General features: G+C 66.8%; 15 protein-coding genes and 1 tRNA gene. 8 read left to right on the top strand and 8 right to left on the bottom strand.

Features of this window, described 5'->3' with window-relative positions; genetic code table 11:
• Positions 1-95 precede the first annotated feature (95 nt).
• Positions 96-791 carry a nitroreductase gene (locus tag ACWF99_RS32925; RefSeq protein ID WP_452538299.1) on the top strand — a complete coding sequence of 232 codons (696 nt, stop codon included), beginning with the start codon at positions 96-98 and terminating at the stop codon, positions 789-791.
• 22 nt (positions 792-813) lie between these two features.
• On the opposite strand, the gene ACWF99_RS32920 is transcribed toward ACWF99_RS32925, so the two are convergent.
• From ACWF99_RS32920 to aceE, 7 genes are all read right to left on the bottom strand, one after another.
• Entirely contained in the window at positions 814-1,278 is a 465-nt protein-coding gene (locus tag ACWF99_RS32920) for a winged helix-turn-helix transcriptional regulator (RefSeq protein ID WP_378639100.1), read from the bottom strand.
• Between the two features lie 133 nt (positions 1,279-1,411).
• Positions 1,412-2,842, bottom strand: a complete 1,431-nt coding sequence (locus ACWF99_RS32915; RefSeq protein ID WP_364410755.1) for an acyl-CoA carboxylase subunit beta — start codon at positions 2,840-2,842, stop codon at positions 1,412-1,414.
• Between the two features lie 117 nt (positions 2,843-2,959).
• Positions 2,960-4,216 (bottom strand): KasA/KasB family beta-ketoacyl-ACP synthase, encoded by a 1,257-nt coding sequence (locus tag ACWF99_RS32910; RefSeq protein ID WP_266299014.1) that lies wholly within the window; start codon positions 4,214-4,216, stop codon positions 2,960-2,962.
• Positions 4,217-4,225: 9 nt separating this feature from the next.
• Entirely contained in the window at positions 4,226-4,531 is a 306-nt protein-coding gene (acpM, locus tag ACWF99_RS32905) for a meromycolate extension acyl carrier protein AcpM (RefSeq protein ID WP_056821158.1), read from the bottom strand.
• Between the two features lie 81 nt (positions 4,532-4,612).
• Positions 4,613-5,527 carry an ACP S-malonyltransferase gene (locus tag ACWF99_RS32900; RefSeq protein ID WP_452538298.1) on the bottom strand — a complete coding sequence of 305 codons (915 nt, stop codon included), beginning with the start codon at positions 5,525-5,527 and terminating at the stop codon, positions 4,613-4,615.
• A 127-nt stretch (positions 5,528-5,654) separates the two neighbouring features.
• Positions 5,655-6,956, bottom strand: coding sequence for a PucR family transcriptional regulator (locus ACWF99_RS32895; protein ID WP_378639139.1), 1,302 nt, complete (start codon positions 6,954-6,956; stop codon positions 5,655-5,657).
• 44 nt (positions 6,957-7,000) lie between these two features.
• On the bottom strand, positions 7,001-9,883 hold the full coding sequence (aceE, locus tag ACWF99_RS32890) for a pyruvate dehydrogenase (acetyl-transferring), homodimeric type (protein WP_378639091.1): 2,883 nt from the start codon (positions 9,881-9,883) through the stop codon (positions 7,001-7,003).
• Between the two features lie 216 nt (positions 9,884-10,099).
• Here aceE and ACWF99_RS32885 point away from each other — a divergent pair, with 216 nt between their 5' ends.
• The 5 genes from ACWF99_RS32885 to ACWF99_RS32865 all read left to right on the top strand — a co-directional run bounded on the left by ACWF99_RS32885 (position 10,100) and on the right by ACWF99_RS32865 (position 12,065).
• On the top strand, positions 10,100-10,648 hold the full coding sequence (locus ACWF99_RS32885) for a hypothetical protein (RefSeq protein WP_378639088.1): 549 nt from the start codon (positions 10,100-10,102) through the stop codon (positions 10,646-10,648).
• Positions 10,649-10,775: 127 nt separating this feature from the next.
• Entirely contained in the window at positions 10,776-11,198 is a 423-nt protein-coding gene (locus ACWF99_RS32880; protein WP_101469203.1) for a DUF3052 domain-containing protein, read from the top strand.
• 73 nt (positions 11,199-11,271) lie between these two features.
• On the top strand, positions 11,272-11,736 hold the full coding sequence (locus tag ACWF99_RS32875; RefSeq protein WP_067456651.1) for a peroxiredoxin: 465 nt from the start codon (positions 11,272-11,274) through the stop codon (positions 11,734-11,736).
• A gap of 32 nt (positions 11,737-11,768) precedes the next feature.
• Positions 11,769-11,840 (top strand) — tRNA-Val (locus ACWF99_RS32870).
• A 15-nt stretch (positions 11,841-11,855) separates the two neighbouring features.
• Entirely contained in the window at positions 11,856-12,065 is a 210-nt protein-coding gene (locus ACWF99_RS32865; RefSeq protein ID WP_452538297.1) for a hypothetical protein, read from the top strand.
• 346 nt (positions 12,066-12,411) lie between these two features.
• Here the strand turns inward: ACWF99_RS32865 and ACWF99_RS32860 are convergent, their stop codons facing one another.
• The gene (locus tag ACWF99_RS32860) at positions 12,412-13,164 is read right to left on the bottom strand and encodes a GTP-binding protein (RefSeq protein ID WP_452538296.1); all 753 of its coding nucleotides are present in this window, start codon (positions 13,162-13,164) and stop codon (positions 12,412-12,414) included.
• A 119-nt stretch (positions 13,165-13,283) separates the two neighbouring features.
• On the opposite strand from ACWF99_RS32860, the gene ACWF99_RS32855 reads away from it, so the two are divergent.
• Together ACWF99_RS32855 and ACWF99_RS32850 are read left to right on the top strand one after the other, a co-directional pair.
• Positions 13,284-13,730, top strand: a complete 447-nt coding sequence (locus tag ACWF99_RS32855; protein WP_378639079.1) for a Zn-ribbon domain-containing OB-fold protein — start codon at positions 13,284-13,286, stop codon at positions 13,728-13,730.
• Positions 13,723-14,925 carry a lipid-transfer protein gene (locus tag ACWF99_RS32850; protein WP_452538295.1) on the top strand — a complete coding sequence of 401 codons (1,203 nt, stop codon included), beginning with the start codon at positions 13,723-13,725 and terminating at the stop codon, positions 14,923-14,925. The genes ACWF99_RS32855 and ACWF99_RS32850 overlap by 8 nt, the downstream gene beginning before the upstream one ends.
• The last annotated feature ends 18 nt before the right edge of the window (positions 14,926-14,943 follow it).

Here is a 14,943-nt window from a genome sequence, read left to right as displayed (position 1 = left end):
CGAGTTCGTGGTGCCGGCGGGTTCCGCCGCGGTGACCGAACTGCTAAATTAGTCTCAAAATGAGACCAGTTCTCCGTACCGTAGGGAGCCGCGCGATGGCGCAGACCGAGCACGACAGCAGCGATTTCGCCACTCTCCAGCGGCTGGCCGACGAACGCTGGAGCTGCCGTCAGTTCACCTCCGAGCAGGTCGACCGCGCGACCATCGAACAGCTGCTGACCCTCGCCCAGCGCACGCCGTCGTGGTGCAATACCCAGCCCTGGCAGATCGTGGTCACCGCGGGCGAAGGCACCGAGCGGTTCCGCAAGGAACTCCTCGACCACATCCGAACCGCAGGCAACACACCTGATTTCGAATTCCCCGCCGCCTACGAAGGCGTCTACCGGGACCGTCGCCGTGCCTGCGGGTTCCAGCTCTACGACAGCGTCGGCATCGTCAAGGGCGACCACGAGAAGACCATGCGCCAGATGGTGCGCAACTTCGAATTCTTCGACGCCCCGCACGTCGCCATCGTCACCTCCGAAGCCGACCTGGGCATCTACGGCGCCGTCGACTGCGGCCTCTGGCTCGAGAACTTCCTCCTCGGCGCCCAAGCTCTCGGCCTCGGCGCCGCTCCCCAAGCCGCCCTGGCCTCCTACGCCCCCTTCATCCGCGACTACTTCGCCATCCCCGACAACCGCAAGGTCGTCTTCGGCGTCTCCTTCGGCCACCCCGACACCACCCACCCGATCAACGCCTTCCGCACCGCCCGCGCCCCCCTCGACGACCAGGTCACCTGGCACACGTCCTGACCGGGCGGATCACCGCGCCGCGTCAGGCAGGGTGCCCGGCCGAGGACATTCCGGGACCGGCTTGCGGTTCGACGTCGCGCGCGGTGATCTCCGCCGCGCACTCGTCGCACGTCAGATGCGCGTGCGCCTCCCCCGCGCAACCACGATGCCGGTATTCCACCGGCGGCCCATCCGGCGCCATGTAGGCATCGCCCCAATCGCGGATCGCCATCAGAATGGGGTAGATCGCGTGCCCCTTCTCGGTGAGGCGATACTCCTCGTAGACACCGTCATCAACCGGCCGCTTCACCAGAATCTCGTGTTCGACCAGCCGATCGAGCCGATCCCGCAGCCGACTCCGCGAAATCCCCAGCGCGCTCTGGAACGCGTTGAAACGCCGCACCCCGGCGAAGCTGTACTTCAGGATCAGCAAGGTCCAGCGATCACCGAAGATCACCAGCGGCCGCGTGATAGAGCACGGGACGTCTGCGAGTTCCTCATAGCGCACCCCGCCATTATCCCCCGAACACGCACGGCAGCGGCGCGGTAGACGGGGTTCGTCCCGAGCGGCCGGCTGACCCACGACGACCTCGGGCCCCGGAAGAATCTCCCGGGGCCCGAAGTCGTTGTGTCAGTTCAGATCACAGTGGGATGTTCTTGTGGTGGCTCTTGCGGGCCGGAGCCGCCGCGAGGGCCGCGGCGATGATGCTGCGGGTTTTGGCGGGGTCGATGACCTCGTCGACGACGCCGATGGCGACGGCGCGTTCGACGCCGCCCGCGAGCTGCTCGTGTTCGGCGGTGAGGCGCTCGTGGAGGGCTTCGCGCTCGGATTCGGGGGCGGCGGCGAGTGCCTTCTTGTGCAGGATGCCGACGGCGGCCTTGGCGCCCATGACGGCAACTTCGGAGCCGGGCCAGGCGTAGACGGCGGTGGCGCCGAGGGCGCGGGCGTTCATCGCGATGTAGGCGCCGCCGTAGATCTTGCGGGTCACCAGGGTGACGCGGGGAACGCGGGCTTCGGCGAAGGCGTGCAGCAGCTTCGCGCCGCGACGAACCACGCCCTCGAGTTCCTGGCCGACACCGGGCAGGTAGCCGGGAACATCGGTGACCACGACCAGCGGGATGCCGAACGCGTCGCACAGTCGCACGAAACGTGAAGCCTTCTCGGCACTTTCGGAGTTCAGGCAGCCGCCGAGGCGCAGCGGGTTGTTGGCCAGGACGCCGACGGTGCGACCGCCCAGACGACCGAGACCGGTGACCATGCTGCGGGCGTAACCACCCTGGAGTTCCTCGAAGGAGGACTCACCGTCGACGTTGTCGAGCAGCTCGTGCACGATCGGCTTCACGTCGTAGGCGCGCTTGGCCGACTCCGGCAGCATCGCCTTGAGATCGACATCGCCGTGCTCGGCCGCGACCAGGTCGAACTCGCCCTGCTCGGCGAACATCGACACCAGCCGGCGCGCGCGGTGCATGGCGTCGGCCTCGTCGTCGGCGGCGATGTGGCAGACGCCGGACTTCTTGAAGTGTGTGGTGGGACCACCGAGGGTCTCCATGTCGACGTTCTCGCCGGTCACCGAGCGCACCACGTCGGGCCCGGTGACGAACACGCGGCCCTCGGGCGCCATGATGACCACGTCGGTCAGCGCGGGACCGTAGGCGGCGCCACCGGCGGCGAAGCCGAGCACCACCGAGATCTGGGGAACGAGACCGGACGCGCGAACCATGGCCTCGAAGACCAGGCCAACCGCGTGCAGCGCCTCGACACCCTCGGCCAGGCGCGCGCCACCGGAGTGCCACAGCCCGACGACGGGAATGCCGGATTCGATCGCGGTGTCGATCGCGTCGACGATGTGCTTGCAGCCCTCCACACCCATCGCGCCGCCCATGACGGTCGCGTCGGAGCAGTAGGCCACGGTGCGGACCCCGTCGACCTCGCCGATCGCGGCGAGCACGCCGGAGCGGTCACGCGGATGCAGCGGCAGGACGGTGCCGGGGTCGAAGAAGCGCTGGAGCCGACCCAGTGGGTCGCGCGGATCGGTGGTGGTGTCTTGAAACGCGGGAGCAATGATGGTCATCGCGCTCACTCCTTCGTAAAGATTGCCGCGGCGGCGGCTGCTGTGGCGAACCGCCGGTGGGAGTCGAACCATTCAGTTGGCACGACCCCCACCGGGGATCGGAATGCAGTCGGCGGCTTATGCCCGACCGAAGGCGAGCGCGACGTTGTGCCCACCGAAACCGAAGGAATTGTTGATCGCGTACTCGATTTCCTGGCGACGGGCTTCCCCGTGCACCACATCGAGATCGATCTCCGGATCCTGGTTGTCCAGGTTCAGTGTCGGCGGAACAATGCCGTCCCGGATCGCGAGCACCGTGAGGATCGACTCCAGGGCGCCGACGGCGCCGATCGAGTGACCCAGTGCCGACTTCGGCGCGTACACCGAAGCGTGCTTACCGATCGCCTTGTGGATCGCGTTCGCCTCGGCGGAGTCACCGATGGGCGTCGCGGTCGCGTGGGCGTTGATGTGGGTGATGTCGCTCTTGGTCAGACCAGCGGTCTGCATCGCGCGAGTCATCGCCCTGGCCGCACCGGTGCCCTCGGGATCGGGAGCGACCAGGTGGAACCCGTCGGAGGTGATACCGGCACCCAGCAGACGAGCGTGGATGGTGGCACCGCGCGCCTTGGCGTGCTCTTCGGTCTCGATGACCATGAGCGCGCCGGCCTCACCGAAGACGAAACCGTCGCGATCCTTGTCGAAGGGACGCGAAGCACCCTTCGGATCGTCGTTGCGGGTACTCATCGCACGCATCATGGAGAACGCCGCGATCGGCACCGAGTCGATGAAGCCCTCGACACCACCGGTGACGACGATGTCGGCGTCACCCATCACGATCATCCGCCACGCGTTGGCGATGGCCTCCGAACCCGACGAGCACGCCGAGACCGGAGTGACCACTCCCGCCCTGGCCTTCAGCTCGAGACCGACGACCGCCGACGGACCGTTCGGCATGACCATCTGAACAGCCAGCGGCGAAATCTTGCGATAGCCACCGTTCTTCAGCTTGTCGACCGAGTCGATCAGGGCGTCGCCGCCGCCGAGTCCGGTGCCGATCGCGACGCCGAGACGGTCGTTGTCGACCTCAGGGCTGCCCGCGTTCTTCCACACCTCGCGACCGAGAACGGTCGCCAGGCGCTCGACATACGCCATGCGGCGGATCTCGACCCGGCTCAACAGGGTGTCGGGGCTGACCTTCAGGTGACCGCCGATTCGCACCGGCAGGTCGTATTCCTCGATGAAGGAATCCTCGAGAACGTCGATTCCGCTCTCACCGTTGAGGAGTCCCTTCCACGTCGCATCGACATCACCAGCGATCGACGTGGTCGCCGCCATCGACGTGACGACGACGTTGGGGAAGTTCCCGTTCAAAGTACTGGGAGCAGGAGTGGTCAAAGTTCGGCCCTACTCGCCGGCGCTGTCGAACTTGGCCTTGAGCTCGGCGGCGACATCGGCGTTCTCGGCCTCGAGCTTCTGGACGTAAGCGACGGAGTCGCCGACGGTCTTCAGGCTGGCCAGATCCTCATCGGGGATCTTGACGCCGTACTTGTCTTCCATCTGCACAGCGATCTCGACCATGGACAGCGAGTCGATGTCCAGGTCGTCGACGAAGGACTTCTCGAGGGTCACCTCGGAGGGTTCGATACCCGTAACCTCTTCGATGATCTTGCCGAGTTCTTCGACGATCTGTTCCTGGGTCAGAGCGGCCACTTTGGTGGCTCCCTTCTTGTTGCTATTTGTAGGGTTCGTGAACGGCCTGCACTTCGCTGTGCACGACCGCCGGGGGGAAAGCTAGCCCGAGGTGGTCAGTTCGGCCAACGCGGGGAGGTCTTCGGGGGTCTTCAGGGCCAGATTGGGCGTGCCCTTCAGTTCCCGTTTGGCGATGCCGACCAGCGTGCCCGCCGGCGGCAACTCGACCACGGCCGAGACGGCCGCGGCGCGAATGGTCTCGTTGCACAGGTCCCAGCGCACGGGGCGAGTGACCTGAGCGGCAAGTCTTTCGATCGCGTCGGCGCCCGAGGTGACCGGTTGTCCGTCGAAGTTCGACAGCAACGTCCGGATCGGGTCGCTCGGCGAGATCTGGGCGATGGCATCGGCGACAGCTTCCTGTGCCGGGGCCATGAAGACGGTGTGGAACGCACCGGCGACGGGCAACGCGCGGACCCGTGCCTTCTCCGGCGGGTTCGCGGCGAGCTCCGCCAGAGCTTCCAGGCGGCCCGCTGCCACGATCTGGCCTACCGCGTTGCGGTTGGCCGGGACGAGATCGAGTTCGGCGAGCCGTGCGAGCACGGTGGCCTCATCGCCACCGAGCACTGCGGACATGCCGGTCGGCTCCAGCGCACAGGCCTTGGCCATCTCCCGGCCGCGGATGGCGGCGAGGGCGACTGCCTCGTCGGCGGTGATGACACCGGCGACAGCGGCTGCGGCGAATTCGCCGACCGAGTGTCCGGCGACGACTGTATCCGCCGGAATCGACCCGGGGGTGATTTCGGCGAACGCGAGGAGTGCGGCGGCGACCACGAGCGGCTGCGTCACCGCGGTGTCGACGATCTCCTCGGCCGTCGCGGTGGTACCGAGACGGACCAGATCTAGGCCTGCGGCCTTCGACCAGAGCTCGAGGCGATCAGTCGCACCGGGAAGTGCGAGCCACGGCGTGAGCATGCCGGGTGTCTGGGACCCCTGTCCAGGGGTGAGCAACGCGATCACCCCCTAAGACAACACTGTGACCCCCGCCGCATGAGATGTCGGCGCGAATGAAGCTTTCCGATCGCTTTTGTAGGGGTCCCACAAAATCCGAGGTGGGGTGTCGGGATCGACCGATTCCCCAATCCCGTTACAGGGGGTCGTGAGCCAATGGGACAGGCGGGGTTTCTGTGACAGGAGGAGACGATTCGTTATGCGTTCGTGTCAAACGGCCCACTGTGGCTGCGATTCGGAGCACATAGGCGTCCCGCGGATTCATGGGATCGCGGCCGGTGACCTCGCCGATTCGTTTGAGTCGGTACCGAACGGTATTTGGATGGACGTACAGCTGCCGAGCGCAAGTTTCTACTGCTCCGCCACAATCCAGGTAGGCGTCGAGTGTGTCGGATAACGAAGATCCGGCAGCAGCCAACGGGAGCACAAGATACTCGTTCAACGCCTCTATCGCAGCTCTATCGCCCAGCAACGCGCGTTCCGGGAGCAACTCCGTGGCGTGAACGGGCCTTGGCGCCGCGCGCCAGCCCACCACGGCCTCCATTCCCGCCAGCGCCTCGATCGCCGACGCGTGCGCGGCGCCGAGGGTACGCATCGTCGGACCGATCACCACCGGACCGTCGGAGAACACCTCGGCCAGCAGGTCGGTGAGGAACGGCGAGCCCATGCCCGACTCCCCCAGGTGCCCGCTGACCACCATCACCAGCCGCGCACCCTGCACCACCGCCAGCGCGGCCCTGCCGTGTTTGGTCGCGATGGTGTGCACCGCACCGACCGTCGACACGCCCTGGTCCAGCGGCGGTGTGCCGACCAGCACTGTGGCGGGCGCCGTGGCGTCCCAGTTCAACGTGGCGGCCCGGGAAAGCATGTCCGGGCCCGTGTCGCCCCGGACCACCGCGTCGACCACCAGGGCCTCCAGGCGGGTATCCCAGGCGCCGCGCGACTCGGCGGCGCTGGCGTACACCGAGGCGGCCGCGAAGCCGAGCTCACGCCCGTACCGCAGCACCGCCTCGGTGAGCGCCACCAGCTGCCGATCGTTGCGCGCCAGCGCGGGCAGCCACTGCTCGAAGAAGTCCATGGCCACCCGCACCATGTCCACGGTCTGGCGCAGCGTGAGCCGCCGCGCCAGATCCTGTGGAATCACCTGGAACGCGTCCAGGCTGAAGCGGATATCGGAATCGGGATCCTGCAACCACTCCAGGAAGTTCACGACCGCCGTCTGCACCAGCATCTGCACGCCCGCTCGCTGCGCGGCGTCCAGATCGGCGAAGAACGGCAGCCGATCCTGCATCGACCCCACCGCCTCGGTGGACAGCCGGCCCGAGAACTGCTTGACCCGCTTGAGCAGCGTGTCGGGCAGCGGATCACGGGTCTGCCGATTCGGGGACAGAGCCCCCGTCGGCAGATAGACCTCGTGTTCGCTGGTGCCCTCGGTGATCCGACGGGGCCGCGGCGGTTTGCGCTCCACAGTCCAATAGTCCGCTACGCGAGTTCCTCTGCCGCGTCCGCACTCGGCTTCGGCGCGGCGGCCACGCTGTCGATGCCGTATTTCGCGGCCGCTTCCACCGCCTTGGCCTTGTCGAACGTGCCGTCCCGGACGAGACCCTCGAGCACCGCCACCACGATCGACTGCGCGTCGACGTTGAACACCCGGCGCGCGGCCGTGCGGGTGTCGGAGAAGCCGAACCCGTCGGTGCCGAGGGTGATGTAGTCGCCGGGCACCCACTGCCGGATCTGATCGGGCACCGCGCGCATCCAGTCCGTCGCGGCGACCACCGGTCCCCGCGCGGCCGAGAGCGCCTGGGTGACGTAGGGCGAACCCGAATCCGCGTCGGGGTGCTTGAGCGCCGCGATCTCCTTGTCGAGCGCCTCCCGGCGGAGCTCGCCGAACGAGGTCACCGACCACACATCCGCGGCCACACCCCACTCCTGGGCCAGGATCTCCTGCGCGCGCAGGCCGTCGGGCACGGTCACGCCGGACACGAGGATCTGGGCACGAACCTCGCCCTCACCGCCGCCCTGGTACAGGTACAGACCTTTGAGCAGACCCGCGACGTCGAGGTCGTCGGGCTCGGCCGGCTGCTGATAGGGCTCGTTGTACAGGGTGATGTAGTAGAAGATGTTCTCCCCGCCGAACGTGCCGACCGCGGGCACCTCGGTGCCGGGCAGCTGACTGGCCGGGGCCTCGCCGCCGCCGTACATCCGGCGCAGACCGTCGCGCACGATGTGCGCGATCTCGAACGAGAACGCCGGATCATAGGTCACCACAGCGGGATTCGACGACGCCAGCAGCAGCGACTGCCCGTCGTTGTGCTGCAGACCCTCACCGGTGAGGGTGGTGCGGCCCGCGGTGGCGCCGAGGACGAATCCGCGCGCGAGCTGGTCGGCCGCGGCCCAGAAGCTGTCGCCGGTGCGCTGGAACCCGAACATCGAATAGAAGATGTAGAGCGGGATCATCGGCTCGCCGTGGGTGGCGTAGGAGGTGGCGACCGCGGTGAACGAGGCGGTGGAACCGGCTTCGTTGATGCCCTCGTGCAGGATCTGGCCGACCGCGCTCTCCTTGTAGGCGAGCATCAGTTCCGCGTCGACCGAGGTGTAGAGCTGGCCGTTGCGGTTGTAGATCTTCAGCGTCGGGAACCACGAGTCCATGCCGAAGGTGCGGGCCTCGTCGGGAATGATCGGCACGATCCGCTTGCCGATCTCCTTGTCGCGCAACAGTTCCTTGACCAGGCGCACCAGCGCCATCGTCGTGGCGACCTTCTGCTTGCCCGAACCCTTGCGCACCGAGCGATAGGCCTCGTCGCCCGGCAGCTTCAGCGCCTTGGCGGACGAGCGACGCTCCGGCACGAAACCGCCGAGCGACTTGCGCCGGGCCAGCATGTACTCGATGGCCGGATCGTCCATGCCGGGGTGGTAGTACGGCGGCAGGTACGGATCCTTCTCCAGCTCGGCGTCGCTGATCGGGATGCGCTGCAGATCGCGGAAGTCCTTGAGATCTTGCAGCGCCAGCTTCTTCATCTGATGGGTGGCGTTGCGGCCCTCGAAGTGCTTGCCGAGGGTGTAGCCCTTGATCGTCTTGGCCAGGATCACCGTCGGCTGGCCCTTGTGCGCCATCGCCGCCGAATACGCCGCGTAGACCTTGCGGTAGTCGTGGCCGCCGCGCTTGAGATTCCAGATCTCGCTGTCGGACATGTTCTGCACCAGCGCTTTGGTGCGCGGGTCGCGGCCGAAGAAGTGGTCGCGCACGTACGCGCCGTCATTGGCCTTGTAGGTCTGGTAATCACCGTCGGGGGTGGAGTTCATCAGGTTCACCAGCGCGCCGTCGCGGTCGGCGCCGAGCAGCGCGTCCCACTCGCGACCCCAGACCACCTTGATCACGTTCCAGCCGGCGCCACGGAAGAACGACTCCAGTTCCTGGATGATCTTGCCGTTGCCGCGCACCGGGCCGTCGAGCCGCTGCAGGTTGCAGTTGATCACGAAGGTGAGGTTGTCGAGCGCCTCGTTGGCGGCCACCTGGATCAGGCCGCGCGACTCGGGTTCGTCCATCTCGCCGTCGCCCAGGAAGGCCCAGACGTGCTGGTCTGAAGTGTCCTTGATGCCGCGATCGGTGAGGTAGTGGTTGAACCTGGCCTGGTAGATCGCGTTCATCGGGCCCAGGCCCATCGACACCGTCGGGAATTCCCAGAAGTCCGGCATCAGCCGTGGGTGCGGGTAGGACGGCAGTCCCTTGCCCAGGCCGCCGTGGCTGTACTCCTGACGGAATCCGTCGAGCCGGTCCGTACTCAGGCGCCCCTCGAGGAAACCGCGCGCGTAGATGCCGGGCGAGGCGTGGCCCTGGATGTAGACGTGGTCGCCGCCGCCGGGGTGATCCTTGCCGCGGAAGAAGTGGTTGAAGCCCACCTCGTAGAGCGCCGCCGAGGACGCGTAGGTCGAAATATGGCCGCCGACACCGATTCCGGGGCGCTGCGCGCGATGCACCATGATCGCGGCGTTCCACCGGATCCAGGCGCGGAAGCGGCGCTCGACTTCCTCGTCACCGGGGAACCACGGCTCGTTCTCGGTGGGAATCGTGTTGACGTAATCGGTGGAGGTGAGCGCCGGAATCGAGACACGGCGTTCGCCCGCTCGCTCGAGCAGGCGCAACATCAGGTAGCGGGCGCGACCCGGGCCTTCCCGGTCGAGCATGTCGTCGAAGGATTCCAGCCATTCACTGGTCTCTTCGGGGTCGATATCCGGTAGATACGACGCCACTCCTTCGCGGATGACCCGTACCCGTTCACCGGTGGGTTTGGTGGTGGATTCACCGCCCCCGGTGGAGGTCGCTACTGGATCGTTGGAAGCTGCAGAGTGGATCAGGTCGGTCAAATCTGCTCCTCGTGATGGGGGCTGAACTGCTTGGTCGGCGTCGCTATCCCCGGGCCTGCCCGCTTGGTGTGCGGACCACCCGTTGCGAAAGGTTCGGGTGCACCCCCCATCCTTACCGAAACGGCTGCCGAGGTCATCACCTCAGCGCGAATACCATTAGGTAGGTTCTGCGGGGAAATACGAGTCGCGCACGTGAGTGAGAGGGAACGCCGGACGATGAGGGTGCTGCACGCGCGCCGACTGGGGCTGATCTGTGCCTTTGTCGCCGTGACCGCGGGTTCGGTGGTGGCGGGTTGTGCCGAGCAGATCCCCGGCACACCGACGACCGACGCGGCCGAAGTAGCCGCCTACAAGACCACCGCCGCGGCGTCGTCCTCGGCCGCCGCGTCCTCGCGCGCCGCGGCCGCGCGCGAGCGCGCGATCACCGACAACTGCGGCCAGTTCGCCACCACCACCGGCGCCGGCGTCACCGCGTACAACGACTTCGTCTCCGCACACGACACCAACGCTCCCGACTACGCCGCCAAGCGCGAGTCCGCGGCCACCACCCTCGACAACGCGGCGACCAAAGTGGAGTCGGGCGTCGTCGCCGCGGCAGGCGCGTTGCCGACCGAACTGGCCGACAAATTCACCGCGTACGTCGTCGCGGCACGCGAGCTGGCCGTGCAGACCAGAAAGATGACCTACAACTCACCTGTCGGCAAGCTCAACGAGGCCAGCCGCACCATCAACCAGGCACGCACCGCAGTCCACGACGCCTGTTGAGACGGCCGATTTTGCCCTCCCGACACGCGGCATACGGTCCCAATTCATCCGATCAGCTTGCGCTACGGCCGATAACCATGTTCGCTTGCACCTATCTTACTGTCGGAAGTTTAGGGAGGACACCACCGTGGTCGCCGCGGCGGACGCGCAGAACTACGCTCAGAAGCTTGGCATTTCTCACGGCTTGGTTGTTCAGGAATTGGGCTGGGACGAGGACACCGACGACGCATTGCGCGCCGAGATCGAGGAGGTCAGCGGCGGCGAAATGGTCGACGAAGACTCCGATGAGGTCGTTGACGCCGTCCTGCTGTGGTGGCGAGAAGGTGACGGCGATCTGGCCGACGAGCTGATGGATGCCATCAGCCCGCTGGCCGATGAAGGCTTCATCTGGGTCCTCACCCCCAAAACCGGTCAACAAGGCCATGTCGATCCGAGCGAGATCGCCGAAGCCGCACCCACGGCCGGCCTGACCCAGACATCCACCATCAGCCTCGGCAGCTGGACCGGCTCACGCCTCGTTCAGCCGAAGGCACCGTCCAAACAGCGCTGAATCCGCCGTTCGCTAGGGTCTCAGTTGGGCTCGCATGCCCGGCTGGGACCCGACACGACGGAGGATTCGTAGTATGCCGCTAGAAGTTGGCACTCTCGCGCCGGATTTCACGCTCAAGGACCAGAACAACCAGCCCGTCACCCTGTCGGATTTCCGCGGCAAGAAGAACGTGCTGCTGGTGTTCTATCCACTCGCCTTCACCGGCATCTGCCAAGGCGAGCTGTGCAAGGTCCGCGACGAGCTGCCCAAATTCCAGAACGACGACGCCGAGATCATCGCGATCTCCGTCGGACCGCCACCCACCCACAAGATCTGGGCCGCGGAACAGGGCTACCTGTTCCCCTTGCTGTCGGACTTCTGGCCGCACGGCGCCGTCACCCAGTCCTACGACGTCTTCAACGAGAAATCCGGTTACCCCAACCGCGGAACCTTCGTCGTCGACAAGTCCGGCTACATCACCTTCGCGGAGATGAACGGCCCCGGACAGGCCCGTGACCAGGCGGCTTGGGAGAAAGCTCTCGCCGCGCTAGATTCATAACCCGACACCGCCGGTACTCCCCGGCGGTGCCAGGGCGTATAGCTCAGCGGTAGAGCACTGGTTTTACACACCAGCGGTCGGGGGTTCGATCCCCTCTGCGCCCACATTTCACGTTGCAGGTGGAAGGCAATCGTCCTCGCACCGGCGCCGCGGCCCTCGCCATCACTGCCGGACTGGTCACCGCCGCCGGGCCCGCCGCCGCGGAAGCACCGTCGGGTTCGGGCAGCTCGTTGGGCACCGGCTCCTCCGCATTGGTGCAGTCCGTGCTCACCGCGATCGGATGCGCCGTCGGCGCCAACTCCTGCGGGCCCATCGTCATCCCTCTGTAAATCGTTCACCGGACAGGGATTCCGGTCGGCGCAGGGCTAGTGCTCGCAGTCGTTGTGGATCGGCGGGCAGTAGATGGTCGTGGCGCAGGCCAGGCAGGTGTGCGTTCGGTGGTGTCCGCCGATTCGGACGCAGGGCAGCACGCTGACGAGCGACCGGCCTGTCCCGAGCCGGTGTCCGTTCGGGCAGAAGCGCGGCGCTGGTTCCGTCCAGCGTCCATTGCGCAGGTAGAGCCGAATCGAGTCGCACATACGTTCGATTATGCACTTCGCTGGGTTGATGGCGCGACTGGGCACACCGCCGCCACTACGACTGAGCCACGTCCCCGATCGGGTCCGAACGCGGCGGTCAGTAGTCGAGGGCGTGTTCCGGCTGACAGACGTACAGGGGCGAGGGCAGGTAGCGGACGATGGCGTCCAGGAGCGGGGCGATGTCGTCGCGCGCGAGGGGTGTGGCGCACAGGATGGGCACGATGTCGCCGTTGCGGGTGCGGCGGCGGATGCGGGTGTGCAGGTCTCGAACAGTGAGCGAGTCCGCAGGGTGCTGTTCGGTCAGGGTCGCTACGAGTGAGCGGCACCACCGGTCGGCGGGTTGCCCTGGGCTTCCCGGGGATTCGGTTGCCGCGGCGTCTAGTGCCGACAGCGGGACCAGGTCGATGACGTCGAAGCCGACACCGGCGCCGACGGGGATCTGGAGGGCCAACGGTGCCGCCCCGCGAGCGTCGGCGATCGTACGGACACAGCGGTCGAAGTCGGCGGTGGGTTGATCGAGGCCGCCGACCAGGCACAGCCGGGCGACCTGGTGATCGTCGGCGACGCGCAACATGGTTTCGAGTCGCGGGGTGGCGTGCGCGGCGGCGTCCACGACAACGATGACCGCGTCGGCTACGCGGATGGATCGTTCGAGGTCGGCGATGAGCGCGTCGCCCGATAGCTCGGTGACGCGAATCGTGTGCTCGATTCCGTCCATCGACCAGCGGACCGTGTTCTCGCTGTCGCCGAAACATCGGCGCAGGCGATGGACCACCCGCGCCGTCCCGTCGACATCGCCGATGATCGTGACGTTGCGAATCGACTGCGGGTCAATAGCTTTGGTGCCCATCGCGCGGTACTCCAGATCGATGTCATCGCATCCTCGATCCGCTCACCGTACCTGCGCCCGAGCAGCGCTGGAACGGAATTCCGCCCCAAAGTAGAACGTGTTCCTATACCGTCGGCCACGTGCAGAAAGAACAACGCCCCGCCGTGGCTGACTGGTTCACTGCGGACGACGGCCAGGTACGCCTCAAAGGAACTCGCTGCGACGACTGCGGCACGCCGTACTTCCCGAAGAACACACTCGCCTGCCGCAACCCCCAGTGCACAGGTGCCCACGACGGCTCCGAGCTCGTCGAGTACCTGTTCTCCACGCGTGGCCGGATCTGGTCGTACGCGGACGCCCGGTACAAGCCGCCCGCGCCCTACGTCTCGGCCGATCCCTTCGTGCCCTACGTCGTCGCGGCAGTGGAGCTCGAGGTCGAGCAGATGGTGATTCTCGGGCAGGTCGTGCGCGGTCTCACCGTCGATGATCTGGCCGTCGGCATGCCGGTCGAATTGACCGTCGGGACGCTGTACGAGGACGAGGACGCGGAGCACACGGTGTGGATGTGGAGGCCGGTCAATGACTGACACGAATGATCGCGACATCGCCGTCCTCGGCGCGGGCATGCACCCGTGGGGCAAGTGGGGACGCAACTTCGTCGAATACGGCCTGGTGGCCGCGCGTGCGGCGCTGGCCGACGCCGGGCTGGACCACCGCGACGTCGGCTACATCGCCGGCGCCGACACCATCCGCAACGGCTACCCCGGCTTCGTCTCGGGCGCGACTTTCGCCCAGGCGCTCGGCTGGTCGGGTGCGCAGATCTCGAGTAGCTACGCCGCCTGCGCCTCCGGTGCGCAGGCCATCGCCAATGCGCGCGCCCAGATCCTGGCCGGGCTGTGCGAGGTGGCACTGGTGGTCGGCGCGGATACCACGCCGAAGGGCTTCTTCCAGCCGGTCGGTGGCGAGCGCCGCGATGACCCGGACTGGCTGCGCTTCCATCTGCTGGGCGCCACCAACCCGATCTATTTCGCGCTCTACGCCCGCCGCCGCATGGCGTTGCACGGCGCCACTCTCGACGACTTCGCCGCGGTCAAGGTGAAGAACTCCCGGCACGGCCTGAACAACCCGAATGCCCGCTACCGCAAGGAAGTCTCGGTCGAGGAGATCTCCGCCTCGGCGATCGTGTCGGATCCGTTGCGGCTGCTCGACATCTGCGCGACCAGCGACGGCGGAGCCGCGCTGGTGCTGACATCGATGGACTACGCACGCCGCCACGGCATCGCCGATCCGGTGCGCATCTGCGCGCTGTCGACGGTGACGCCGACATTCCCGAAAACCGTGCTCGATCTGCCGGATTTCTCGACGGATTCGGCTGTGTCCGTGGAGCCCCCGTCTCGCACCTTCCGGCCGGCCATCGCGCACGCCGCCTACGAAGAGGCCGGAATCGGTCCCGCCGACCTGTCCTTCGCGGAGGTCTATGACCTCTCCACCGCACTGGAACTGGACTGGTACGAGGACATCGGGCTGTGCGAGACGGGCGAAGCGGAGGCTCTGCTGCGCAGTGGCGCAACGACATTGGGCGGACGGGTGCCGGTGAACCCCAGCGGCGGCCTCGCCTGCTTCGGCGAGGCCATCCCCGCACAGGCCATCTCCCAGGTCTGCGAGCTCACCTGGCAGTTGCGTGGCCAGGCCGACGGCCGCCAGGTGGACAACGCCCGCGCGGGCATCGCGGTGAATCAAGGTCTCTTCGGCCATGGTTCGGCGATCATCGCCACTCGCTGACCCTGCATCACTCAGGTC

The sequence above is a fragment of the Nocardia sp. NPDC055002 genome, assembly GCF_053608825.1.
Note: the sequence above shows the minus strand (reverse complement) of the source record. Positions and strands in the feature narration are given on the sequence as shown.

Coding starts and splice junctions, on each gene's coding strand:
- ACWF99_RS32925 (WP_452538299.1), top strand. CDS start 96: ATGGCGCAGACCGAGCACGACAGCAGCGATTTCGCCACTCTCCAGCGG.
- ACWF99_RS32915 (WP_364410755.1), bottom strand. CDS start 2,842: ATGACCATCATTGCTCCCGCGTTTCAAGACACCACCACCGATCCGCGC.
- ACWF99_RS32885 (WP_378639088.1), top strand. CDS start 10,100: ATGAGGGTGCTGCACGCGCGCCGACTGGGGCTGATCTGTGCCTTTGTC.
- ACWF99_RS32875 (WP_067456651.1), top strand. CDS start 11,272: ATGCCGCTAGAAGTTGGCACTCTCGCGCCGGATTTCACGCTCAAGGAC.
- ACWF99_RS32860 (WP_452538296.1), bottom strand. CDS start 13,164: ATGGGCACCAAAGCTATTGACCCGCAGTCGATTCGCAACGTCACGATC.
- ACWF99_RS32850 (WP_452538295.1), top strand. CDS start 13,723: ATGACTGACACGAATGATCGCGACATCGCCGTCCTCGGCGCGGGCATG.